At 66.8% G+C, this 23,860-nt stretch carries 22 protein-coding genes, 1 tRNA gene and 1 riboswitch; of the genes, 11 read left to right on the top strand and 12 right to left on the bottom strand.

What is annotated here, in order from left to right:
- Positions 1-3 precede the first annotated feature (3 nt).
- A complete protein-coding gene (locus ACF3NP_RS11595; protein ID WP_194989449.1) occupies positions 4-1,245 on the top strand; it encodes a pyridoxal phosphate-dependent aminotransferase in 1,242 nt (413 codons plus the stop codon).
- Positions 1,246-1,254: 9 nt separating this feature from the next.
- Here the strand turns inward: ACF3NP_RS11595 and ACF3NP_RS11590 are convergent, their stop codons facing one another.
- The 4 genes from ACF3NP_RS11590 to dcd form a co-directional block, all read right to left on the bottom strand.
- On the bottom strand, positions 1,255-2,778 hold the full coding sequence (locus tag ACF3NP_RS11590) for an ABC-F family ATP-binding cassette domain-containing protein (RefSeq protein WP_392398718.1): 1,524 nt from the start codon (positions 2,776-2,778) through the stop codon (positions 1,255-1,257).
- Positions 2,779-3,176: 398 nt separating this feature from the next.
- Positions 3,177-4,715 carry an FMN-binding glutamate synthase family protein gene (locus tag ACF3NP_RS11585; protein ID WP_392398717.1) on the bottom strand — a complete coding sequence of 513 codons (1,539 nt, stop codon included), beginning with the start codon at positions 4,713-4,715 and terminating at the stop codon, positions 3,177-3,179.
- An 80-nt stretch (positions 4,716-4,795) separates the two neighbouring features.
- Positions 4,796-6,124 carry a UDP-glucose dehydrogenase family protein gene (locus ACF3NP_RS11580; RefSeq protein ID WP_239356062.1) on the bottom strand — a complete coding sequence of 443 codons (1,329 nt, stop codon included), beginning with the start codon at positions 6,122-6,124 and terminating at the stop codon, positions 4,796-4,798.
- 51 nt (positions 6,125-6,175) lie between these two features.
- Positions 6,176-6,739, bottom strand: coding sequence for a dCTP deaminase (dcd, locus tag ACF3NP_RS11575; protein WP_181889196.1), 564 nt, complete (start codon positions 6,737-6,739; stop codon positions 6,176-6,178).
- Between the two features lie 61 nt (positions 6,740-6,800).
- On the opposite strand from dcd, the gene ACF3NP_RS11570 reads away from it, so the two are divergent.
- Positions 6,801-6,871, top strand: a tRNA-Gly gene (locus ACF3NP_RS11570).
- Positions 6,872-6,895: 24 nt separating this feature from the next.
- Here ACF3NP_RS11570 and ACF3NP_RS11565 read toward each other — a convergent pair.
- Complete coding sequence (locus tag ACF3NP_RS11565; protein ID WP_392398716.1) at positions 6,896-7,501, bottom strand: hypothetical protein; 606 nt, start codon at positions 7,499-7,501, stop codon at positions 6,896-6,898.
- Complete coding sequence (locus tag ACF3NP_RS11560; protein WP_392398715.1) at positions 7,501-8,088, bottom strand: hypothetical protein; 588 nt, start codon at positions 8,086-8,088, stop codon at positions 7,501-7,503. Before ACF3NP_RS11560 ends, ACF3NP_RS11565 begins: the two co-directional genes overlap by 1 nt.
- A gap of 16 nt (positions 8,089-8,104) precedes the next feature.
- Positions 8,105-8,239: riboswitch (SAM riboswitch) on the bottom strand.
- A 78-nt stretch (positions 8,240-8,317) separates the two neighbouring features.
- On the opposite strand from ACF3NP_RS11560, the gene ACF3NP_RS11555 reads away from it, so the two are divergent.
- Both ACF3NP_RS11555 and ACF3NP_RS11550 read left to right on the top strand, forming a co-directional pair.
- Complete coding sequence (locus tag ACF3NP_RS11555; protein WP_239356066.1) at positions 8,318-9,139, top strand: esterase/lipase family protein; 822 nt, start codon at positions 8,318-8,320, stop codon at positions 9,137-9,139.
- A gap of 151 nt (positions 9,140-9,290) precedes the next feature.
- Positions 9,291-10,814: an HNH endonuclease signature motif containing protein gene (locus tag ACF3NP_RS11550; RefSeq protein WP_392398714.1), complete on the top strand. Its 1,524-nt coding sequence runs from the start codon at positions 9,291-9,293 to the stop codon at positions 10,812-10,814.
- Positions 10,815-10,878: 64 nt separating this feature from the next.
- Here the strand turns inward: ACF3NP_RS11550 and ACF3NP_RS11545 are convergent, their stop codons facing one another.
- Complete coding sequence (locus ACF3NP_RS11545) at positions 10,879-12,534, bottom strand: VanW family protein (RefSeq protein ID WP_392399150.1); 1,656 nt, start codon at positions 12,532-12,534, stop codon at positions 10,879-10,881.
- Positions 12,535-12,652: 118 nt separating this feature from the next.
- The gene (locus tag ACF3NP_RS11540; protein ID WP_392398713.1) at positions 12,653-13,864 is read right to left on the bottom strand and encodes a glycoside hydrolase family 3 N-terminal domain-containing protein; all 1,212 of its coding nucleotides are present in this window, start codon (positions 13,862-13,864) and stop codon (positions 12,653-12,655) included.
- 80 nt (positions 13,865-13,944) lie between these two features.
- Between ACF3NP_RS11540 and ACF3NP_RS11535 the strand changes: the two genes are divergently transcribed.
- Both ACF3NP_RS11535 and ACF3NP_RS11530 read left to right on the top strand, forming a co-directional pair.
- The gene (locus ACF3NP_RS11535; RefSeq protein ID WP_239356071.1) at positions 13,945-14,154 is read left to right on the top strand and encodes a DUF2613 family protein; all 210 of its coding nucleotides are present in this window, start codon (positions 13,945-13,947) and stop codon (positions 14,152-14,154) included.
- 15 nt (positions 14,155-14,169) lie between these two features.
- The gene (locus ACF3NP_RS11530; protein ID WP_392399149.1) at positions 14,170-17,067 is read left to right on the top strand and encodes an alpha-(1->3)-arabinofuranosyltransferase domain-containing protein; all 2,898 of its coding nucleotides are present in this window, start codon (positions 14,170-14,172) and stop codon (positions 17,065-17,067) included.
- On the opposite strand, the gene ACF3NP_RS11525 is transcribed toward ACF3NP_RS11530, so the two are convergent.
- Complete coding sequence (locus ACF3NP_RS11525; protein ID WP_392398712.1) at positions 16,974-18,026, bottom strand: acyltransferase family protein; 1,053 nt, start codon at positions 18,024-18,026, stop codon at positions 16,974-16,976. The genes ACF3NP_RS11530 and ACF3NP_RS11525 overlap by 94 nt on opposite strands.
- 37 nt (positions 18,027-18,063) lie before the next feature.
- Between ACF3NP_RS11525 and ACF3NP_RS11520 the strand changes: the two genes are divergently transcribed.
- The 4 genes from ACF3NP_RS11520 (at position 18,064) to ACF3NP_RS11505 (ending at position 21,312) form a co-directional block, all read left to right on the top strand.
- A complete protein-coding gene (locus ACF3NP_RS11520) occupies positions 18,064-18,717 on the top strand; it encodes a hypothetical protein (protein WP_269511534.1) in 654 nt (217 codons plus the stop codon).
- Positions 18,701-20,104, top strand: a complete 1,404-nt coding sequence (locus ACF3NP_RS11515; RefSeq protein WP_392398711.1) for a hypothetical protein — start codon at positions 18,701-18,703, stop codon at positions 20,102-20,104. The genes ACF3NP_RS11520 and ACF3NP_RS11515 overlap by 17 nt, the downstream gene beginning before the upstream one ends.
- A 182-nt stretch (positions 20,105-20,286) precedes the next feature.
- Complete coding sequence (locus ACF3NP_RS11510) at positions 20,287-20,523, top strand: three-helix bundle dimerization domain-containing protein (protein WP_181889203.1); 237 nt, start codon at positions 20,287-20,289, stop codon at positions 20,521-20,523.
- Positions 20,524-20,859: 336 nt separating this feature from the next.
- Positions 20,860-21,312: a DIP1984 family protein gene (locus ACF3NP_RS11505; RefSeq protein ID WP_239356075.1), complete on the top strand. Its 453-nt coding sequence runs from the start codon at positions 20,860-20,862 to the stop codon at positions 21,310-21,312.
- Here ACF3NP_RS11505 and ACF3NP_RS11500 read toward each other — a convergent pair.
- From ACF3NP_RS11500 to ACF3NP_RS11490, 3 genes are read right to left on the bottom strand one after another with little or no spacing between them, the layout of a single operon-like run.
- A complete protein-coding gene (locus ACF3NP_RS11500) occupies positions 21,287-22,363 on the bottom strand; it encodes a glycosyltransferase family 4 protein (protein ID WP_392398710.1) in 1,077 nt (358 codons plus the stop codon). The two genes, ACF3NP_RS11505 and ACF3NP_RS11500, sit on opposite strands and share 26 nt — an antisense overlap.
- A complete protein-coding gene (locus tag ACF3NP_RS11495; protein WP_392398709.1) occupies positions 22,360-22,743 on the bottom strand; it encodes a type II toxin-antitoxin system VapC family toxin in 384 nt (127 codons plus the stop codon). Before ACF3NP_RS11495 ends, ACF3NP_RS11500 begins: the two co-directional genes overlap by 4 nt.
- Position 22,744: 1 nt before the next feature.
- Positions 22,745-23,035 (bottom strand): type II toxin-antitoxin system Phd/YefM family antitoxin, encoded by a 291-nt coding sequence (locus ACF3NP_RS11490; protein WP_181889207.1) that lies wholly within the window; start codon positions 23,033-23,035, stop codon positions 22,745-22,747.
- 35 nt (positions 23,036-23,070) lie between these two features.
- Here ACF3NP_RS11490 and ACF3NP_RS11485 point away from each other — a divergent pair, with 35 nt between their 5' ends.
- Positions 23,071-23,814 carry a class I SAM-dependent methyltransferase gene (locus tag ACF3NP_RS11485; RefSeq protein ID WP_392398708.1) on the top strand — a complete coding sequence of 248 codons (744 nt, stop codon included), beginning with the start codon at positions 23,071-23,073 and terminating at the stop codon, positions 23,812-23,814.
- Positions 23,815-23,860 lie beyond the last annotated feature (46 nt).

Genomic DNA, 23,860 nt, shown 5'->3' with positions numbered 1-23,860 from the left:
GGCATGAGTGAGCCACTGCAAAAGCACCGCCATTTCGACCAAGCGGACAAACTGAAGAACGTCTTCTACGACATCCGCGGGCCGGTGACCGCCACCGCGGAGAAGATGGAGCGCGACGGCCACACCATTTTGAAGCTCAACACCGGCAACCCGGCCGTCTTCGGCTTTGAGGCGCCGGACGTGATCATGCGCGACATGATTGCCAACCTGCCCACTTCCCAGGGCTACACCACCTCCAAGGGCATCACCTCGGCGCGCCGCGCGGTGGTCACTCGCTACGAGATGATCGACGGCTTCCCGCCCTTCGACATCGACGACGTCTACCTGGGCAACGGCGTGTCCGAGCTGATCAGCATGACCACCCAGGCGCTGCTCAACGACGGCGACGAGATCCTCATCCCCGCCCCCGACTACCCGCTGTGGACCGCCGCGTCCACCCTCGCCGGCGGCAAGGTCGTGCACTACATGTGCGACGAGGAGGACGACTGGAATCCCTCGCTCGAGGACATCCGCTCCAAGGTCACCGACCGCACCAAGGCGATCGTGGTGATCAACCCCAACAACCCCACCGGCGCCGTGTACTCGCGCGAGGTGCTCGAAGGCATCGCCAACATCGCCCGCGAGCACGAGCTGATGGTGCTCGCCGACGAGATTTACGACCGCGTGCTTTACGACGGAGCTTCGCACATCTCCATGGCAGAAATCGCCCCCGACCTGCTGTGCATCACCTTCAACGGACTGTCCAAGGCCTACCGGGTGTGCGGCTACCGCGCCGGCTGGATGGTGATTACCGGACCGCGCCGTCGCGCCAAGGGCTTCATCGAAGGCCTTGATTTGCTGTCGGGCACCCGGTTGTGCGCGAACGTGCCTGGCCAGCACGCCATCCAGGTGGCGCTGGGCGGCCGGCAGTCCATCTACGAGCTCACCGCCGAGGGTGGGCGCCTGCACAAGCAGCGCAACGTCGCCGTGCGGAAGCTGCGCGAGATCCCGGGTATCTCCGTGGTGGAGCCGAAGGGTGCGCTGTACTGCTTCCCCAAGATCGACGCGGAGATGTACAACATCCACGACGACGAGAAGTTCATGCTGGACCTGCTCAAATCCGAAAAGATCCTGATGGTCCAGGGCACCGGCTTCAACTACCCCACCCCGGACCACTTCCGCGTGGTCACCCTGCCGTGGGCGTCGCAGTTGGAAAACGCCATCGAGCGCCTAGGCAACTTCCTGGCGGACTACCACCAGCACTAGGGGTTCGTCCTACTGCAAGGTCTCAATGGTGACTTCGCGGGTGAGACCTATTCGCGCGCAGAAATCCTCGTCATGGCTGACCAGGACGATCGCACCGGCGTAGCTGTCCAGTGCGGAGACGAGCCAGTCCACTGTGGAAATGTCGATATTGTTGGTGGGCTCGTCGAGAAGCAATAGCTTCGGGGCTGGGTGAGAAAGCAGGATACGGGCGAGCTCAACGCGGAATCGCTCCCCGCCAGACAGCGTGCCAACGGGGGCGTGCACGGTGTCGTTCTGAAACAGCAGCTGCGCAAGTTGGTCGCGGATATACTGCGGCTCTGCCTCGAGGTTGGTTTGCGTCACCAGCTCCAGCACCGTCAGCTCTGGGTTGAGCGTAATGCGCTGGCGAAGGTAACCCACGTCGTCGATGACGTAGCCTGCCTGCCCACTCGCGATGGAGTTGAGCAGCGTAGTCTTGCCACTTCCGTTAGGACCGGTAATGCGCACCCGCTCGGGACCTACGACTGTCAGTCCGGGAATGTCCAAGACCCGGGTACCATTGGGCAGCTCGGTGCCGGGCAAATCGATAAAGACAGCTTGATCATCGCGGACTTTTTCCTGGGCTTTGTTGTAGGCGGCGAGCGCGCCCTCCACCGCTCCTGCGTGGGCCGACCCCCGTCTCGCCGCAGTCTTTTCAGACCTGTCCTTGTCCAATCCCATCGCCATGCCGGGCTTGCGCTTCGAGGCGGCGAACTTCTTTCCACGGCGCGCATCCCGATCGATGCGTGTCTGCATCGCTTCCCGCTCCTTGACCTGCTTGCGGTGGTTCGCTTTTGCGTCCCTCACCCCGCGTATCGCTGATTCCTGCTCCTGCGCGAGCGTCTCCTTGTATGCGGAAAAGTTGCCGGAGAACATTCGCAGCCGGCCGTCGTGCAGCTCGGCAATTTCGGTGGCGCTCTGCAGCAAGTCGCGGTCATGACTAGCGACGAGCACAGGTACCGACGCCGCCTCCAGCTCCCGTATGAGCTGCTCTTTCGCGTGGTGGTCGAGGTTGTTGGTTGGCTCATCCAAGACGACGAAGTCGGGGTTGCCGGAGAACAAAGCGGCCAACGCTACCCGGACTGTTTCACCGCCGGAAAGCGTATTCAGAGTTCTACCCAAAGGCAGGTCGAGGCCGTGCGCGGACAGGGTGGCGGTGATCTCTGCGGCGATATCCCAACGGTCACCGATAGTTTCGAAAAGCTGGGGGTCGAACTCTCCGGCCTCCACCGATGCAATTGCGTTGAGAGTCTCCGTAGCGCCAAAAACATCAGCCACGGTGTCGTCCGCCCGCAGCATGAGGTCCTGCGGTAAGTACGCGATGTTCGCGGGGCGTTCCACCGACCCACTCGTCGGTTTGAGCTGATCGAGGATGATCTTGATCAGGGAGGATTTACCGGATCCATTGTCGCCGATCAACCCGGTAAGCCGACTATCAAATACGGCGTTCAGGCCTTCAAAGCACGTGGTTCCATTGGGCCACTCGAGAGAAATGTTGTTCAGGGAAATAGGCATGCTCATACGTCTTTCTGGTTCGTGTTATGCGGAAGCACGGAACGCGAGCACTGCCTACTCCTTCCCTCGGGGACGCAGTCTTGTTAGAAACTACGCTGAGCCAGTGTGCGGGTCAAGCACTTTGCGTCCAATAAGTGACCGGACATGACGCGGATCTGCTAGTTCGTCCTTGAATGCCTCACGAGCGAGCTAGCAGATCAAGTGTCCAACTTTTCGTTTGCCCAGGTGATATTGAAACGCGGTGTCGATAGCAGGCTGATCTGCTAGTTGCGCTGCGAACCCTTAAATGGCGAACTAGCAGATCCGCGAGTTGGGGCTGAGTGGGGCCGGTTGAACCTGGTTGGAGCTGGGCCCTGGGAGCTGGCCAGCCAGCCCACCCCAGGCCCGCGAGACGGAAGCTACGCCACGGGGCGGAAGGTGTCCGGGGAGGCGGCTTTCCAGTCGGGGGCCCAGATCGACGGGGCGTCGTCAAGCAATTGCCCCGGGCGCAGCCACTCGTAGATCGAGGCGTAGGAGCGCGACTCAGTCGGCGAGACGCTGCGGCGCAGCATGTGCGGGGTGAGCTCGGACGGGTCGGAGACACCCATGGACGCCATGAGGCGCACGGCGGTGTTGACGGTGGTCTTCTGGAAGTTGCAGACCGCCTTGGACTTGTCCTCCACCACAATTGCGCGGTTACGGCGCGGGTCCTGGGTGGCCACGCCAGAGGGGCACTCGCCGGTGTGGCAGCGCTGCGCCTGGATGCAGCCGGTGGCCATCATCATGGCGCGGGCGGAGTTGGTGTAGTCCGCGCCCTGGATCATGCGCATGACGATGTCGGAGCCGCCCGCGACTTTGCCGGAGGCGCCGATCTTGATCTGGTCGCGGAGCCCAGTGCCCACGAGCGCGTTGTGCATCAGCATCAGGCCGTGGGTCAGCGGCATGCCCATGTGGTCCTCGAAGTCGATGGGCGCGGCACCGGTGCCGCCTTCGGAGCCGTCCACCACGATGAAGTCAGGCGCGGTGCCGACAGCGCGGATGGCCTTGCAGATGGCGAGCACTTCCCGGCGGCTGCTGACGCACATCTTGAACCCCGCCGGCTTGCCGCCGGAAAGCTCGCGCATCTTGGCAATGAACTCGATGAGCTCGACTGGGGTGCTGAACACGCGGTGCGCGGCCGGGCTGATGCAGTCCACGCCCATGGGCACGCCGCGGATCTCCGAGACTTCCTTGGTGATCTTGTCCGCCGGCAGCACGCCGCCGATGCCGGGCTTGGCACCCTGGCTGAGCTTCAGCTCCACCATCTTGACCTGGTCGTCCTGCGCCTTGTCGCGGAACTTCGCCGGGTCGAAGTCGCCGTCCTCGGTGCGGGCGCCGAAGTAGCCGGTGCCCATCTGCCAGACCAGATCGCCGCCGTTTTCCTGGTGGTACGGGGAGATGCCGCCCTCACCGGTGTTGTGGGCGAACCCACCCATGGCCGCACCCTTGTTCAGGGAGCGCACGGCGTTCTTGGACAGGGAGCCGAAGCTCATCGAGGACACGTTCAGCATGGAGATGGAGTACGGCTTGGTGCAGTCCTTGCCGCCCACGAGCGCGCGCGGCGGCTCGGCCGGCTCCTCCACCGGGGCGATGGAGTGCACGAGGTGCTCGTGGTTCGTGTCGTAGACGTCCTGGACGGTGCCGAACGACGTCTCGCTCTGCTTGCCCTTCGCGCGCTCGTAGATGGCGTTGCGCTGGTCGCGGTTGAAGGGGCGGCCGTCCCAGTCGCGTTCAATGAAGTACTGGCGCAGCTCCGGACCGATGTCCGTGAGCAGGTAGCGCATGTGCCCTAAAACGGGGTAGTTGCGCAGGACCGGGTACTTGGTTTGTGTGAGGTCGTGGATGGCGACGCCACCCAGCGCCGCGGCGGCAGCGCCCAGGGCGCCCTTGGCAAACTTTCCTGACTTCTCCTTGGACATGCGGACTATCATGCCCCACCCGGCCAGAAATACTAAGACGGGCACACCCTGCAGGTATGCCCGAATTAGATACTACGAAACTACAGGCTCCGGCCGAGGGCGCGGAGCTGCCAGCCCGCCTGCTGCCACTGCTGGATGTTGAGGACGTTTCGCCCGTCGATAAGCAATTGCTTGTCGACGAGCTCCGCCGCCCACCGCGGATCCATCTCCTTGAACTCCTGCCACTCGGTGGCGAGGATGACCAGCTCCGCGCCGCGCAGTGCGTCCTCGAGGCTGGTTGCGTAGTCGAGGGTGGGGAAGACCTTGCGGGCGTTGTCCATGCCCTGCGGGTCGTAGACGCGCACAGACGCGCCGGCGAGCGAAAGCTGGCCGGCTACTGCGAGTGCGGGCGAGTCGCGCACGTCGTCCGAGTTCGGCTTGAACGCCGCGCCGAGGACGGTGATGTTGCGGCCGATGACGCTGCCGAGCTCCTCGCGCGCCAGGTCGATCACGCGCTGGCGGCGGCGCATGTTGATCGCGTCAACCTCGCGCAGGAAGGTCAGGGCCTGGTCGGCGCCGACCTCGCCGGCACGTGCCATGAACGCGCGGATGTCCTTGGGCAGGCACCCGCCGCCGAAACCGAGACCTGCGCCGAGGAACTTCCGGCCGATGCGGTCGTCGTAGCCGATGGCGTCCGCCAGCTGGGTCACGTCCGCGCCGACGTTTTCGCAGACCTCGGACACGGCGTTGATGAACGAGATCTTCGTGGCGAGGAATGCGTTGGCGGAGACTTTCACCAGCTCCGCGGTCTGCAGATCCGTCACGATGAACGGGGTGTTGTTTTCCAGCGGGGTGGCGTAGACCTCGCGGGCGATCTCCTCGGCTCGGGAATTTTCGGCGCGGTGGCCCAGCACGATGCGGTCCGGCTCGATGGTGTCCTTCACGGCGTAGCCCTCGCGGAGGAACTCCGGGTTCCAGGCGATCTCCACGGTCGCTTTGTTGCCGTGCCCGGCGGCGAGTGTGTCGGCGCGTTCCTGCAGGGCGGCGGCGGTGCCGACCGGGACGGTGGACTTGCCCAGGATCAGGTGTTCGCCCTCGAGCTGGGGCACCAAGTCGTCGATGACGGCCTCGACGTAGCGGGTATCTGCCGCGTAGGAGCCGCGCTGCTGCGGGGTGCCCACCCCGATGAAGTGCACGCGGCCGAAGGCGGCGGCTTCGGCGTAGCTCGTCGTAAAGCCAAGGCGACCTGCCTCGATGTTGCGCTCCAGAACCTCGGGCAGGCCCGGCTCGTAGAACGGCACCTTGGAGTTCTTCAGCGCCTCGATCTTGGTTTCATCAACGTCTACGCCCAGCACCTCGTGGCCGAGTTCAGCCATGCACGCCGCGTGCGTCGCGCCAAGGTAACCAGTGCCAATCACAGTCATCCGCATAAGTGGCCATTATGCCGTGGAGCGGCGACGTCGGCAGGGTGAAGAACGGATTTACTGGAAGTTCAGGTACGCCTTCGACGGGGTGGGGCCGCGCTGGCCTTGGTACTTCGAGCCGAGCTTGCCGGAGCCGTACGGGGTGTCCGCGGGCGAGGTCATGTTGAACAGCGCAAGCTGGCCGACCTTCATGCCCGGCCACAAGACGATGGGCAGGTTGGCCACGTTGGACAGCTCCAAGGTGATGTGGCCGGAAAAGCCCGGGTCGATGAAGCCCGCGGTGGAGTGTGTGAGCAGGCCCAGGCGGCCCAGGGAGGACTTGCCCTCCAAGCGGCCCGCCAGGTCCGCGGGCAGTGTGAAGCACTCGAGGGTGGAGGCGAGCACGAACTCGCCGGGGTGCAGGACAAACGCGTCGCCGTCCGGCACCTCGACGAGCGTGGTCAGATCCGGCATCTCCTGCTTCGGGTCAATGTGCGTGTACTTCGAGTTGTTGAAAACGCGGAAGAACTTGTCAATGCGCACATCGATCGAACTCGGCTGAATGAGCTCGGCATCGAACGGCTCGATACCGAGGTGGCCGGAGTCAATGGCATCGCGGATGTCGTGATCTGAAAGCAACACGAATCAGAGTGTACTTCCCTGTTTTGGGCCGCGAATCCGTGGTGCTAAAGTTGGCAGAGCTGCCGGCGTAGTTTAGTGGTAGAACATCAGCTTCCCAAGCTGAGAGTGCGAGTTCGATTCTCGTCGCCGGCTCTCTTTTCTTTTTCGGGGTGCGGGCTACAAGAAGTAGCGGATCTTCCACGGCACCTCGGGGCCGTACACCTGCCTCGAACACGGGCGCATGTCCGCACGTGCGAGGGAGATGAACGGGTCCTTGATGCCGCTTTCCTCCGGAAAATTGCACTGCATTACGTTGTAGCCCACGCAGTACTTCACGGCGAACTGCATTGCCCACGGGTCGTGGTGGAAGACCTCGTCAACGCCCATTGGTGTGGCAATGACCGTGCGCAAACCGGTCTGCTCCACGACCTCCACGGGCTGCCAGTCCTCGTCGGTGTGCATGGTGGCATCCCATATCTCGCCGCCGAGCACATGGTGGCCGTTCCCCTCCACCTCGCACTCGTCCGCGTCGACATAACGTCGCGCCACCCACACCGGCGGCGCGGAAATCAGCTCGCCGGAGGAGTTGCGAAACGCTTTGCGCCCCGGCGAATACTCGAAAAGGAACCCGAGGCGGCGGATGCACTGCAGCGCCTCCTTCGAATTCGGGAACCGAAACGTGAGCAAGAGCTGTCCCACGTTCACGGTGAAGTAGCGGCCGTTTTGGAAATTGCGGGTCGCGGTGAGGAAGACGGTGGGGTCCGGGAGGTCGTCGAAAAGCATTATGCGTGGCTGCAGGGCCCGATCGGCTTCGAGGACACCACGCTCACCGGGTAGCTTCGGCCGTTAAATTCGCCGCGCAACACAGGCCACTCGCGGTTGTAGGAAACGGCGTTGGCCAGGCGCTCCGGATCGTGGTGGTAGCAGGTGTACACGCCGTCTTCGGTGGAAAAGATCAGCTTGTTGCCGTCGTGCTCGATGATGGTGATAGGCAGCCAGTCTTCTTTGGGCCCGTTGGCGGCGCGCAGCACCGGGATCCAGTGCCCCTTGTGGCCGTTGGCAACCAGGTCGCACTGGTCGTGGCCGCACGGGATGCGCTCAGCGGGCGGCTCTGGCAGCGGGATGACGGTGCCGTTTTTGTCGCGGATTGCCCCTTCGATGGCGGAGTACTCGAACTTTGGCCCGGTGCGGCCGACAAAGTCGAAGGCCTCCATTGCCGACGGGAATTCCGCGGTGACAGTGTCATCGGTGCCGTCGATGGTGAAGGTGACGGTGCTGATGTTGACATTGCCCAGGGTTGCGGGCGCCCAGTCGTCGGCGAAGATGGACTGGCTGGACTTGTTGGACATGTCGTTCATGTCGGAGGACATGGTTGATCTCCTTTGAGAATCGCACTTCCGGCGCGGCGGTTGCACGTGCCGGCGGATCTTCTCCCGGGGGCACCGTGCGCGATGTGCGCGGTTGCCAGCCGACGAGCCGGGAGGCTTTCCCCTTATGCAGGGTGCGTCGGACTTCTTGATCCAGGACCAGACAATAACAGACCGCTTGGTCTACCGCAAGTGGGGCCGGAGGACGTCGATAAGCAATATGCTCAAAAGGATGAAACTCAGCAGCGCGATGATGACACTGGCGGCCGGGTACGGGGCGGTGCGCGGGCTGCAAAACCGCCCGCCGATGCCGTTCAACGACCGGAATTTTCAGCCCACACACCCCACGCCGGTGATGTACGTGCACGGGATCAACTCGCGCACCGCGGCGTTTGAGGCGAACGCGCAAAGGCTCAAAGAGCAGGGGTTTTGGGTCTGGGGCTACGACTACGGCGACATGATCGCGCCCGGGTTTTTCGGCACCGGGGACCTGAATTCAATCGTGGGGGATGTGGAAGAGCACGTGGACCGCGTGCTGCGGAAAACCGGCGCGGAGCAGGTGGACATTGTGGCGCACTCGCAGGGCGCGCTGATGACCAAGCTGTTCATCTCGCGCGGAGGCGCGGCGAAGGTGCGGCGCGTGGTGGCGATGGGCGGCAACTTCCACGGCACCGACTTCCGCGGGATGGCAGGACAGATGGGCGCGTTCGCCTCGAAGCACCCGCACTTCACCGCCCTGGTCGCGCCGGGGGCGGCGCAGCAGCTCGCGGGTTCCGCCTGGCTGCGCGAGTTTGCGAGCGGCCCGGACACCGCGCCGGGGATCGTGTACACCTCCATCTACTCGCCGGCGGACACGGTGGTTACGCCGACATCCACGTCGATGCTCGAGGCCGTCCCGGGTGCGGACGTGGCGAACATCGACTCCGGGCAGTGGTACGACGGCTACGCGCCCCACCATTCGTTGATGCCTCGTGTTCCTCTCTATGCGGAGCTCACCTCGTGGGGGCTACTGCGCGAGGTGGGCGACCATGTGCCGCCTGCACATTTTGAGTGAGCACCTATTGCTTATCGACGAGCTAAAGTTGCTGGCCGCTTAGGGTTATTCGAACATGTGTTTGTGTTTGTGGGGGTCGTGTCGGAGGCGTGTCGTAGCGTATGCATTGTTCATTCGTTGACAGTGCGTTTCCGGAGGGAGGGATGCGGCCATGACCACGGTGATTGACCACCACGTGGACCAGCTCGTCGATAGCCTGAAAGCTCTCGAGGCGCTCATGATGCAGCCCGAATCCCTCCACCTGCTGTCCACGCACCAGGCGATGGAGCGGCTGCACGCGGCGCTTCCACTGCTGTCCAACGCGAACATCGCGTTTGCGCACCTGTGCGAGCGCGACGGGGCTGGCCGGCTGGTCGGCGCGAACCACCCTGTGGAGTATTTGACCAAGCAGCTCGGGCTCCCTCGGGCCGACGCCTTTAGCCTGCTCAACCAGGCGAAGACGATGTTCGGCGAGGTCGAGGTGCCGACGCCGCCGTCGGATCCGCTGATGGAAGAGGAAGAGCGCGAGAAGCAGGCCGAGGAAGAAGAACGCCGCAAGGAGGAAGCGCGCAAGGCCAAAGAGCGCGCCCGGAAGGCCGCGGCGAAGGCCAACGCGGAAAAGAAGCGCATCATCGAACGGGCGCTGATGCAGCTCAACGAGCACTCGGACCCGGGCCGCGACGAGATCTACGCGCAGGCGCTCGAGGCGGCGGAGACGATGTCCGCGGAAGAACTGCGGAAGCACGTGAACACACTGGTCAAGCGTGCCAACCGCAAGGGCCGGGACTACGAGGGCAACAAGGACCCGCTCGCCGCGTTTAAGAAGAGAACCATGATTTTCGGCGAGGAGGACAGCGACGGCGGTTCCTGGGGGCAGATCTACTTCGACAAAGCCAGCCGCGCCGCGTTCGAGGCCGCGCTGGCCGCCGGCGAGTCGCCCGGGGCGAACCTGCCGCCCGGCGCCGAGGACAAGCGCACCCGCGGGCAGCGGCGGTTCGACCAACTCATGGACATCGTTGGTGACCACGCGAACTCCTCCACCGCGGCGCGCAAGGGCATCGGCACCGTGGTGATAACGCTGACGCTGGAAGACCTCATGGGGGCGGACGCGTACACCGAGTTCGCCACCAACACCTCGGTGTCGTTGACCGCGTTGGACATAGTCCGGCTCGGACTGGCGGGAGACTCCTTCGCCCTGCAGCTGGACTCGTGCACCGGGGTGCCGCTGTCCCTCGGGCGGGCGCGGTTGGCCAGCGTGGAGCAGAAGCTGGTGCTTTTGGCCATGCAGCAGGTGTGCGCCTGGACCGGGTGCACCAAGCCGGGCGTGGAACTGGAAGCCCACCACACCCAGTCGTACCTGCACGGTGGTCTCACAGACCTGGAAAACCTGGTCCTCCTGTGCCGCGAGCACCACATGTGCAACAACGACAACAGGGACGGCGCCGGCGGCAAGGGGCATTTCGAGAAAGACCCCTCCACCTGGGACGTCACCCACCACCCCGCCGACGGCGGGCCACCGACACCGACCACGACCCGCCAGTACCAGGAATCGCCTGGTCAGAGGACTATCAGGCGGGTGCGGAAAAAATACCCCGCGTTCGACGACCCACCGAACCAGACAATCACCGACCCGCCGTTATTCGACATCGGCGATGGGTCCAGGGCCGGCCCCGACCGGGGCGGCAACATAGCGTGAACAATGGACGCGCGGCATTCGGTGCCGCGCGGGTGTGGGGTGCGTGGCGGCTAGTTGCTAACCGCTAACCGCAGCGCACGATCGGCTGCGGGTCGTACACCGTGGTCTGGGTTTCTCGGCTGAGCTCGTTTCCGGCGAGGTCGTAGATGATGCGGGTGTCGGAGGTGGTGAAACCAGGCGCGCCCGAAGACGGCGCACAGTTCGAGCCGGAGACGTTCACCGGCTGGGGCTGCGTCTGCGCCCACCGGCCACCGTTGACGGACTCGACGGTCACGGTCTTGACACCCATCAGGCTCACCGTGACCTCACCGCCGCCGACGCTGTTGGCGATGCGCACCGGGTACGGGCTGTCGTTGCGGAACTGCAAGTCGATCGCGCCCTCGTACACGGTTGCCTCGCGGCCGGCCGGGTAACGGGAGATGTAGTAGGAGTGCGGCATGTGCGCCACATCCGTCATGCCGGCAAAGTAGGAGGCGTTGTACAAAGTGGTGGCGAACTGGGAGATGCCGCCACCGACCGCGGTGTCCGCGCGCCCGTTGAGGATGATGCCGGACTCCACATACCCCTGCGCGGGGCCGCGCGGGCCGGTGTAGCCGTTCAGGGAGAACGTCTCGCCCGGGTTCACAACCGCACCGTTGACGGTCTGGGCCACCAGCGCAATGTTGGTGCCGGACGCGCCCGAGTAGCCACTGGTGGTGAACGAGCCGACAACGTCGTTGAAGGTGGCGTTCTGCGCCTGCTCGGTGGTGAACTGCGCGGGCACGTCCTTGTACACCGCGTCCCATTCGCGGGAAGCCCCGCCGGTCAAGCGCTTTTCAAAGCCGGCCAGGGTGGCGTCCCAGTCCACCACGGAGCCGTCGACGGACGGTTCGACGCCGCCTCCGGCCAGCACGCGCGCGTTCTTGCCCTCTACCTCGGTCTCCGCGAGCTGGTCGCCCAGGATTGTGCGCGCCGCATCCAGGTTCACCTCGGGTGCAATGCGGCCTTCCACCGCGGGGAACTGCACGATTTCGCCGATGCGGTCCTGCGGCACCGCGGCGGCGACGCCGTCCTTGCCGGTGACGGTGATCGGTCCGTCGAGGGCGGCGCGCACGGGACCGCCGAGCGCGGCCTTCATGGCGTCGTCGTTGATGGCGGGCTGCACCTCTTTCGGCTCCACCTCAACTCCGTCCGGGTTGAGCCAGCCGGTGGTCACCTCGTCGCGAAGCGTCGTGCGGTCCACGTCCTGGCCGAGCTTCGGGTCGGTGGTTTCGGCCTTGCCGCCCTGCACACGGATAGTGCCGTCGACGGGGTCCACGTGCAGCTCTTCGATCATGCGGTCGAGCTGGCCGCCCAGGGCTTTGTCGTCGACGGTCGGCACAACATCCACCTCGCGGGTGGTAAACAGTCCGCGGAAGCGCTCGACGGGGTTAGCGGTCTCGATGCCGGCGGCGTCCACCGTGGCATCGAAATCGATGCCCAGGCCGGACTTCGCGGGAACGAACTCGGTGGCCTTCTCCCCCGCCTTGACCGGCACGGCCTTGTCGGCGACACCGCCGAGTTCGGCCTGCAGCTTTTCGCGCGCCTCATCAGGCGCCATGGCACCGATGTCCACGCCGCCGACCTCGGTGCCGCGGGGGACGTTGCCCCGGTGGGTAGCCAGATCCGCCAGATAGATCGCGAGCGCCACGGCGAGGATGCCTAGGAGCACACTGAGCGTGATTTTGGCACCGCGGCCCATCACGCCCGGCCCGCCCTTGGCGGTGCCTGCGCGGCCCTTCCTGTGCGAGGTTGCCTTCACCGTAGTCACGGGCCCCACAGTAATGCAGATCTTTGATCTCTCATAGCCGGAGAGACGCCTACAACCCCACGTCGATGAGCTGCTGCTGCACCCTCATTGCGGCCTCGTCCACTCGGGCTTCGGGGATGTAGCCGTTGTGCACGCACCACACGATGTGGTCGATGATGCCGGGCAGGTCCGCGCCGGAGGACCACAGCGCCTGGTCAGCGCCGGAGCCGATCGCCCTGGCCACGGCGTCGCGGGTGGGGGCGTAGTCCAGGATGCCGCGCATGCCTGACAGGTCGTCGGTGACCACCACGCCTTCGAAGGGCACGCCGCCCGGGTAGTCGCCGGTGCGCAGGAGCCGGTAGGTGTCCGGGTTCATGGAGCTGGGCACACCGTCCGGCCCGAGGCCAGGCACGATCATGTGGCCCATCATCACGCTGGCGCGGGGGAACTGTTCCAGCAGCGGGCCGTAGGGGCGCAGGTCCAGCTCGCGCATCTGGTCCAGCGGCGGGGTGACGGCTAGGTGGTGGTGCGTGTCCCCGGAGGCGCGCCCGTGGCCGGGGAAGTGTTTGAATGTCGGGGTCACCCCGGCGTCGATAAGCCCTTGCGAAAACAGTCCGGCCACGCGCACGACCTCGTCGGGGTTGCCGTGGAAGGAGCGGTCGCCCACGATGTCCAGGTCGGTCACGTCGAGGTCCAGCAGCGGCGCGTAGTCCACGTTGATGCCGTGGGCGCGCAAGGATCGGCCGATGTCGTAGCCCGTGCCGCGGATCACCTCGGGTGGCTGCCCGGCGAGCGCGCGCGGCGGCATAAATTCGCCGAGGACCTGCGTGTGCCGCTGCACGCGGCCGCCCTCGAAGTCGATGGCGACGCTGAACGGCCGGTGGTACTGGGCGCGCAGGGCGTTGATGTCGCGGCCCACCTCGGTCAGCAGCGCCGGTTCAGCCCAGCTGGGGATGATCAGCCCGCCGACACCCTGGTCCAGCGCGAACCGCGCCTGGTCGTAGTTGGCCACGCCGACCACCATGAGCGAAGCAACCTTTTGCCGCAGGTCGTCCGGCACGCGCTGCTGCGCGGGCGACAAGGGTGCGGGCGCGGCCGGGGGCGAAGTAGGCGGCACCATCTCGGGGGCTTCTTGCTCGTCGACGTCCTCCCGGCCCGCAACCGCAGTCTCCAAAACCGCCGACTCAGCAGCGTTGTCCTCAGACTGTTCGGCGCATCCGGCGAAGCTGAACGTCGTTAGGCACGCAAGTGCGAGCAATGCCGCACCTGTCCGAGCCCGCATGTACCTGTCCCCTTGTAAGCTGTTTCAAACCCTGTTTCAAACCACAGTCACTGTACCCGCTGCTGGTAGGCTTCTCCGACATGTCCCATCGAGTATTTGCCCTGCCGGCGTCGCTTGCCCGGCGCGCCACCGCGCCCGTTTTGGCCAGCACGGTCGTTGGCGTGGTGCTCGGTGTTGTGGGGGTGCTCGGCATCGCGTCCGTGTCCGGGCAATCCGCGGTGCCACAGGGTACGGCGGTGCCAGCGGATGAGGCGGTGCTGGGCGGGCCGGAGTACGGCTCGAGGAAGTAGGCGCTGGTGCGGGGGATGCGCGCGCACCTCGCGGGCTGGCTGGTTCTGCTCGTTGTTGTGCTTGCTCAGCCGCCGGGGCACGTGGCGGCGGACACGAAGTTCGATCTGATCGCCGACCCGGGGCGGTTTTTGCGCCGCGCAACCCACGCCTACACGGACGAGTTTCCGCTGGGCCAGGTGCAAAACCAGGCGTACGGGTATTTGTTCCCGCAGGGGCCGTTCTTCTTGGCGGGGGATCTGTTGCACGTGCCGGATTGGTTGATCCAGCGCGCGTGGTGGTGGCTGTTGCTGGGGTTGGCGTACTCCGGCACGCTCGCGTTGGCGCGGCGCGTAGGCATCCGCGGCACGTTCCCGCAGGTCCTCGCGGCGGCGGTGTACGCGCTGAGCCCGCGCATCCTGACCACTCTCACCGCGATTTCCTCGGAGGCGTGGCCGGTGGTGCTCGTGCCGTGGACGCTGATCCCGCTGACGCGCCGCAACCCACAGGTGGCGCCGGCGGTGGTGGCGGTGGCGTGCATGGGCGCGGTCAACGCCACCGCCACCATCGCCGCGTGCCTGCCGGCGTTCGTGCTGCTCATCGCGCGGCGTGCTTATAAAACCGCCGGCAAGTTCGCCGTCGGGGCGGCGGCGGTGTCCGCGTGGTGGATCGGGCCGCTTTTGGTGCTGGGCCGCTACTCCCCGCCGTTCACGGACTTCATCGAGTCCGCCGGCGTGACCACCGCGTGGCTCAACCCGGTGGAGATCCTGCGCGGCACCACCAGCTGGACGCCGTTCGTGGACACGGAGCGCGCCGCCGGCCACCTGCTGGTGGCGGAGCCGACGTTCGTCATCGCCACCTGCCTCGTCGCCGCGTTCGGTCTCGCGGGCCTGGCGCGCCGCGACATGCCGTGGCGCGGGCCGTTGCTCGCGGTGTTCGCGGTGGGCTTCTGGGTGCTCGGCTCGGCGCACATGAGCACTTCGCTTTACGACGGTGCTCTCGCCCCCTTCCGCAACCTGCACAAATTCGACCCCCTGGTCCACCTGCCGCTCGCGCTCGGCGCCGGGCACCTGGCCGCGAACGTGAACCGACCGAAGGCTGTCGGCATCACCCTTGCCGCCACAGTGGCGGTGGCGCCGGCGTGGTCGCTGCGCCTGCTGCCGGAGGGCACATGGAACGAGGTGTCCGAGGACTGGGTCGCGGCGGGCCAGTGGTTGAACCAGCACGCGGCTGGCACCCGCACGCTAGTGGTCCCGCCGACATCGTTCGCGCGCCAGAGCTGGGGGTGGACGCGTGACGAGCCGATCCAGGCGCTGACCCAGGCGCGTTTCGCGTTCCGCGACGCGGTGCCCCTGGTGGATCCGGAGGCGATTCGGGGGTTGGAGGGGCAGGCGGAGCTCGTCGATAGGCAAGCGCTGCGTTCCATCGGTGTGGGCGCGGTGGTGGTGCGCCGCGACCTTGAGCGCCAACCGCGCACGCCGAATTTGGGCGAGCCTGACGCGAGCTTCGGCGAGGTGGACGTCTTCCTGCTGGATCCGCACGCGGATGTGATGGACACGGACCGCGAGCCGGTCGCGGTGGACGGCGGCGGCGAGGTGCTGCCGCTGCTGTGGCGCGAGCTCGGCTACTTCCCGGCGCGCCTGACCAGCGGGGATGCCGACGTTGTCACCGACACCCCGGCGCTTGCGGTGCGCAACTACGGCACCATCGACGGCCAGTCCGGCTACCTCACCGCCGAGTGGGAGGACGGCACGGTGCGCAACCGGGTGAAGGACTACCCCTCCGCAGGCTCCCGCACGGCGGTGGCGGCCGACGGCTTCGCCCGCGCGTCGTCCTCGGCCGCGGATGCCGGCGCGTTCGGCGGTCCCGACGCGTCGAAGTCGCTCACCTCCGCCTTCGACGGCGTAAGCGAGACCGCCTGGTGGCCCGCGCCCGGCGACCGCGACGCCTGGATCGAGTTCCAAACCCAGCAGGAGCACGTCACCATCGCCGCCACCGCGGACACCACCGTCCAGCTGTGCGACGGGCACAGCAACTGCCGCAGCGTCACCCTGGTCAAGGACCAGCCGCGCAGGCTCACCCGCGGCGACGCCACCATCCTGCAGCTGACCGAACCCGTGGGCATCCGCGAGCTCGACGTGGGTATCCACCGCATCGTCGAGGTGGAGGGCACCGCGGACCGCTACTTCTTCCAGCGGCATTTCCCCGAGCACACGGTTATCCAGCGCCGCTTCACCACCGCTGAGGACGCCACGTGGCAGCTCACCGCGCCCGCCACCATCGACGGCGAGCGCCGCGTGGGCAGCGTCTTCCTCGAAGCCGGCGCCCACGAGCTGTTCACCCGCGCCGACACGGTCATGCTCTCGCGCGCGCCGCTGCCAGACCGCACCGGCGACCGGCTGATCCTGACCACGCGCGCGTTCAACGACGGTCTCCGCGCCACCCTCGGCGGCACCGAGCTGGAGCCAATGCGTATCGACGCCGGCGCCCAGGCCTTCCGCGTCCCTCCGGGAGCCGACGGCGAGTTCGAGATGCGCTTCGCGGGCGAGGGCGCTTACCGCTACTCGCTGATCTTCGGCGGGGCGTTCAGCCTGCTCGTGCTCGCACTGTGTTTGTGGCTGCCGTGGCGGCGCGAGGACGGCACCCCGTACGTGCCGAAAGCAGGCGCGAACTGGGCGCCGACCGTGGCCGTGATCGCCGCGTTCCCCTTCCAGGGCCTGGCGGCGGTGGCCCTCGCGTGGGTGGTGCGCCGCTTCACCGTGTTACCGATGCACCGCATCGCGGCCGGCGCCATGACCATCTGCGGGCTCGTGCTCGCGCGCGCGGCGTGGCCCGCGGCCAACTACGCCGGTTCCTCCACCTTCTTGGTCGTGGCCGGCCTGTTCGCCGTGGCCTGCCTGACCAACCGCGCACCCGGCACCTCCACCAGCTCGTAGGAGATGTACGCCACGGCCGTGCTCGCCAGCGCGGTGGCCGCGTACACCAGCGCGAACCCGCCCGAAAACATCGGCACCCCCAGCACGGGGAAGACGAAGTACAGCACCGCCATATGCCACAAGAACACCGAGTAGGACCAGTGGCCCAGGGTGCGCATGACTTTCGACGACAGCACCGTGCCGCGCTCGCGCTGCCCCAGCGCAAACGGCGCGACCACCAGCGCCGCGAACACCGCGCCGAGCAGCACCCGCACGTTGAACTCGGCCGGCGAGGGGTGTGCCAGCCCTCGCGGGCCCAGCACCCCGCCGACCCACGCCACCGGCAGCGCCAGCGCCGCAACCGGCCAGCGCGGGCCGGTGTAGCGCACGCCGGCGCGCTCCAGCTCCGCCAGCACAAGCCCCACCGCGAACCAGGGGACGTACGACGGCGGCCAGATCTGCATGTTCACCACCGCCGGATCCGTCACACCCGACACCGCCCACGGCCACGCCAGGCCCAGCACCACGGCCCCCGCCAGCGCCGCGTGCCGCCCCCACGACCCGAGGCGCAGGTACAGCGGCAGGACCAAGTAGAAGGCGGCTTCGACGCATAACGACCACATCTGCGTGAGCCCGTCGATAAGCGAATGCGGCACGTAAATCTGCGCAAGCAGCACATTCGCCGCGACCTGGCCCCACGTCACCCCTGCGAGCGGCGGCAGCGCGAGCAGCACCACAACCACGCACACAAGATACGCGGGTGCAAGGCGCGACACCCGCCGCCCGTAGTAGCCCTCACGGAGACCGCCGCGCGCCAGGAGGAACGCCGAAAGCGCAAAGAAGACGGCCACGAAGTAGTCGAAGCGCTCCAGCACCGCGGAGCCGGTGGCGGTCTGGAAGGCGACGTGCGTGGCCACGATGCCGTAGGCGGCCACGGCGCGCAGGCCGTCGAGCTCGGGCAAAATGGCGGGTCTGTTCACGATGGCGCAAGTCTAGCCACCCGGTAGGGTGACACGGGTGAACCTGCGACGCCGACTTGCCGCCTGCCTCGGCATCATCGTCGTGTGCGGCGCGCTCAACCTCGCCTCCCCCATCGTGATTGCGCAGCAGCGCACCCTGGATCCGGGCGAGTACACCATGCTTTTCGACGGCACGTCGCCCCGCACCCGCACCATCGAGCTCACCAAGGCCCCGAAGAGCCTGGACGCGGTAGTCACGCTGGACGGCGAAGAGGTGGACGCGTTTCCCATCGACCCCTCCACCGCCTTTCCCGCGAAGGGGCGCGCCGGGCTGGGGCCGCTTTTGCCCTACCGCCCGGAGCGGCGCACCTACCCGATGTTCGACTCCACGTCCGGCGACGACGTCGGGTTGGACTACCTGGGCCCCGGTTCGGTGCGGGGGCTGGACACGTACAAGTACTCGGCGGCGCTTTCGGACGGCTGCGTGCGCACCGTGGATGCGGAGCGGCGCACCGGCCGCATCGTCGACGAGGTGTGGGACTGCGGCGCCGACCAGTGGGTGCTGGCCGAGGAGACCAAGGCGGCGCAGGTGTCGGCGGCGGGGCGCGACGTGGCGTGGCTGCGGGGGCTGCAGGTGATGTCGGTGGTCACCCGCGTCGTCGCCGCGGCGGCGTTTGTGGCGGGCCTGGTGATGTATGCGCGCCGCCGTTAGCCGCTGGTGGGCGCCCGCGTACGGCGCGCTACTGGTGTTGTCGCTGACCTGGCCGTTTCTTATGCCCGGCGAGGCGTTCGCGCTGCGCGACATGATGGTGTTCGATGCTATGGCGCTCACCCGCGCCTCGCTCGGCTGGGGTGATCTGGCCGCGCGCAATGTGCCGCAGGACGCGCTGTTGGGGATCCTGCCGTGGCCGGTGGCGTTCGTGCGGGTGTTCATGGTCGCCGCCGCGGGGTGCGCGGCGTGGGCGGGGTTCCGGCTCGGGCGCTCCCCGTTTGGACGGGCGGCGGCGATGACGGTGGCGGTGTGGAACCCGTTCGTGGTGGAACGTCTGCTGCAGGGGCAGTGGTCGCTGGCCGCGGCGGGGTGGCTGCTGCCGCTGGTGGCGTTGGGGTGTGGGCCGGCATCGGGCTTGGCGCACTGGTTGGCGTCGCTCACCCCCACCGGTGCGCTGGCGGCGGCGTGTTTCGCCCGCGGCTGGCCGGGGGTTGCGGTCAGCGTGTGCACCTGCCTGCCGTGGGTGGTGGCGAGCGTGTTCGCTGACGCACCCGGCACGTCCTCGGCCGCCTCGGCTGCGGCGTTTGCGCCCCGCGCGGAGGCGCACGTGGGCACCCTCGGCTCCTTGCTGGGCTTGGGCGGGATCTGGAACGGGCAGGCGGTGCCGGCCTCGCGCGAGCTCGGGTTCGCGCTGTTCGGGGTGGCGCTTTCTGCTCTGCTCGCGTTGTCCTGGCGCGCGGTGCCCCGCCGGTTTCTGCTGTTGGCGGCAGTCGGGTTCGCGGTGGCTTTTGGTTCCTGGGCCGGCCTGACTGCGCCGCTGATCCAACACCTTCCCGGCGGCGGCCTTCTCCGCGACGGGCAGAAGTGGCTCATCCTCGCCATCCCCGCCTTCGTCGCGGCCGCTGGCGCGCTCGAGCCCCGGCGCGCGCTCGCCGCTGCCGCGTTCGCGTTGCTGCAGGTCCCAGACGCGCCGGTAGCCCTCGCGGCGCTTGCCCCCACCACCGTCGAGGTTCCTGCCGTCGACCATCGCGGCCGCGATGTCCTTTTCGAATCGCGCCCCGCGCTTGTGCCTATCGACGGCCATCCGGTCGTCGACCCCGCCCCCAAAGCCATGAACGTTGTCGAATCTGGTGCGCTGACGGTGGACGGGGTGGCGGTGGACCCGCCGTCGCTGCGCTGGTCGGCGGCGCAGGCAGCCTTGGACAATCAAGCGCGGCTGCGCGAGCTCGGCGTCGGCGTGGTAGTGCGCGCCGACGGCTCCGTGACCAGTACCGGCGCGCCCGCGCGCCCGCTGCCTCCTGCCGGTGTCGCGTTGTTTGCCCTGTGGTGCATGGTACCCCTGATACAGTGTGTCCAGGATCACACCACGCGCAAGAAACACTCCTAGCTGGGCCTTTAACGGATTTAATTGGTGATCACCAATTGATGGACAATTCCAATCGTTGACCCCCTTGCACTATTCGCCCCATATGACCTAAAGTGAACGGCAAGTTAACAACAGGTTACGTACACGCGTAACCCTGAGCCTAGAGAAGGAGCAGATACCGCTTCTGCAAGGAGGAACACAACATGGCTAACACAATTGACTTCAGCATCATCCGCGAGCGCGCACTGCGCAACATCCGCGAGGACCTGCTCGCCGAGTACGCCGGCAAGTTCGACGCACTCGAGATCAACGACGCGTTCGATGCTGTCCTGCGCACCCACCGCAACTCCGCTGTGATCGAGGACTTCATCCCGGTCCTCGTCGAGGCCGAGATGCGCGACCGTCTCCGCGACGGCGAGCTGTTCCCCTCCGCGGCGTAAACCCGCACAACCCCAACGCCCAGCCCTTCCCAGCGGCTGGGCGTTTTGCTATGTTAGATCGAAACTGTCGGTAGCGGAAAGCTCGCCGGCACCCAGCGAACGTCAACCCCACGCGTCCGGGGAAAAGGGCGCACTCATGGCGCCTTGTGGCCGTATCAGGGCTGAAGCGGTTCGATTCCGCTCACACGCACAACGCATGCGGCCTGCACGACGCACACGGGCACGACCCCCACCACAGGGTTGCACCGAGCACGCATTACTACCGCGACGTTGGGGGTGCCCCGGGCGGATCCGCGAGGGTTGGGAACGGGGACAGAAACGTACAAGGAGGCACTCATGCTGCTCGCAGAGGCACTGGCGCGACGCGCCGAGGCGCAAGACCGCCTGAACAAGCTGCAGGAACGCCTGGTCCAGGGCGCGATGATCCAGGAGGGCGACTCGCCCGTCGAGGACCCGGCGGCCATGCTCGAGGAGGCGGCCGCACTCCTGCAGGAGATTGAGACGCTGGTGCGCCGCATCAACCACACCAACGCGCAGACCGCCTTCGAGGGCGCCACGCTCACCGACGCCATCGCGCGCCGCGACGCACTGCTGCGCTCCCGCCGTCTCTACGCCGCCGTCGCCGACGCCGGCACCATGACCGGCTCCCGCTATTCCCGCTCCGAGGTCCGCTTCGTCCCCGCCGTGGACGTGAAAGCCCTGCGCGACATGGCCGACAGCGCCGCGAAGGCCTACCGCGAGCTGGATACGAAGATCCAGCAGCTCAACTGGACGACTGAGCTAATTTAGGGGCTCCAATAATCGTCGCGAACCTCCGGCCGGTCTCCTCCCAGGAGAACCGCGCCGCCCACTTTCGCGCCGCAGGAGCCATTGCCTCTCGACGCCCCAAGGTCTCCCCCACAACCTGCCCAAACTCCTCCCCGGGTTGCACTAGCCGACCAGTCTCGCCGTCACGGATCGAGTCAGCCACCCCGCCCGCCGACGCGTACGCCACGGTGGGCACCCCGTGCTGCGCCGCCTCAATCACCGCGATCCCCCAGCCCTCCTTGCGCGACGGCAGCAGGTGCACCGCGGCCCGCTCAAGCAGCGCGTGCTTGTAAGCCTCGGAGACGTGCCCGTGGAAGACCACCTTGTCGCCGTGCGGGGCGGCGTACTCGCGCAGCTGGTCCTCCCACCAGCCGGAACCGACCACGTCCAGGACGGCGCCATCCATCCCCGCCACCGCGTCGATCGCCTCCTCGATGCGCTTGTGCGGCACCAGGCGGGAGAGGGTGACCAGGTGCAACCTTTGGTCGTCGTGAAGCACAGGCGTGTGCGCCGGCACCGGGTCGACGCCGTTTTCCACGATCTCAATGTCCTCCTCACGCACCCCAAGCGCCACCAGGTCGCGCTTCGAGGCTTGCGACACTGTCACGTACTGCGCGCCCCGGTACACCCTCGGCGCCACTTTCGACTCCAAGAACCACCCCAGGCGGCGGATCAGCGGGCCCGCCACCGGCCACTGCTCCTTGTGGCAGTGGTGCGTCAGCAGCACCACGGGCTTTCTCGTGAACAGCCGGGCGAAGAACGGAATGCCGTTTTGCGTGTCCACCACCACGTCCGGACGGTTGCGCCAAATCGACAGCGGCGCCGCAAGATACACGCCGAACTTGCCGCCGGCGCGCTCGTAGCGCACCCCGTTGCGCCGGGATCGCCTCGGTGCGTCCGTGTGCTTCGCCGTCCGGTAGATGACCTCGTGGCCCTGCGACGCCAGGTACTCCCCGACGCGCTCGAGGTAGCGCTCCGACCCGCCGCCTTGCGGGTGGGTGGAGTCGCGCCAACACAGAAGCAGTATCTTCATGGCGCGATAACCTCGAGTCCCACTTCACGCGAGGCGTCAGCGAGACGGTCGTCGTAGGTGAGCATCGCATCGGCCTCCAAATCCAGCGCGGCCTGCAGATGGATCGCATCCAGCGTTCGAAGATACGACATGGGCAGCATGCTCGCGCTGCGCAGCGTCGCCCGGTTCAGTTCCGCAAGCGAAATGCCGCGCAGGATCAGCGTGACCTCTCCCTGGGGCCTGCCCAAGCGCACGGCCAGCCGCCGCAGCTCAATCTCGAGCAAGTCCGACGAAACTACCTCGCCCTCCCCTGCCTCGAGCCACAGCCGCATCGCGTGCGTGTGCGGCTCCGCTTTCAGCAGGCAGGCGATGGCCGACGTATCCGTATACACCCGCCGCATCCTAAAAGCGGTCCTCGCGCATGTCATCGAGCATCTCCGCCAACGGCTCGCCATCCGCCGGCTCCACCGGAAGGTCCAGCCAACCGCCGACACGGGTGGCGGGGCGTGTGATGGCCAGCCGCGGCTTCGGTTCGTCGAGAGGCACAAGTCGCCCCACCGGTTCGCCGTTGTTGGTGACAACGAAGCTGTGCCCCGCCCGCACCGCGCGCAGGATCCGCGCAGAGTCGTTGCGTAGTTCGCGCTGCGATATCCTGCGCTCGACTAGCGATTCGTCGTATCCCGGCGTGGCCATGCACCGCACTGTAGCACGGTTGCTACGGTATGCCTATGCACCGTACCCGCCGGATGGCCACCCTTTCCCGCTCGCTCCGGCTGTTGCGCGCGTTTTCCTACGAACAATTCCGCCCGCGCATCTTCTACTCCATGCTCGCCCGCGATACGCGTTCGCTTATCGACGCCCTCTCGCACGACCTCCTGGGCACCCCCGTCACCGGCCAGTCAGTGCTAGATGTCGGCGGCGGACCCGGCTACTTCGCCGACGCGTTCTCGGACTGCTTCTATGTCGGCCTGGAACCAAACGTCTCCGAACTGTCGGCGGCGGGTTTGACCGGCTTCGGGGCGGTGCGCGGCGACGGCACCGCCCTTCCCTTCGCCGACGATTCGTTCGACGTGGTGTACTCCTCCAACGTCGCCGAGCACATCCCGAACTGGCAAGCCATGGGCGAGGAGATGCTGCGCGTGGCCAAGCCAGACGGGCTGGTGGTGCTCAGCTACACGGTGTGGCTCGGGCCGTTCGGCGGGCACGAGACGGGGCTGTGGCAGCACTACGTCGGCGGGCAGTACGCGCGCCGTCGATACGCAAAAGTGCACGGCCGCGACCCGAAGAACATCTTCGGCGAGAGCTTGTTCGCCGTCTCCGCGGGCGAGGGCCTCGCCTGGGCGGAGGGCACCGGCCAGCTCGCGGCCGCATTCCCCCGCTACCACCCGTGGTGGGCGTGGTGGGTCACCCGCGTGCCGCTGCTGCGCGAGTTCGCGGTGTCGAACCTCGTGCTCGTGCTGCGCAAGGGTTAGTACTGGGGCTTAATATGCTTGGATCCGAGCACTGCTAAGGCTTCTT

Origin of the sequence: Corynebacterium lehmanniae (genome assembly GCF_043161975.1) — a bacterium.
Lineage (GTDB): Bacteria > Actinomycetota > Actinomycetes > Mycobacteriales > Mycobacteriaceae > Corynebacterium > Corynebacterium lehmanniae.
The sequence above is the reverse complement of the archived record's forward strand: the minus strand, read 5'-3'. Positions and strand labels throughout refer to the sequence as shown.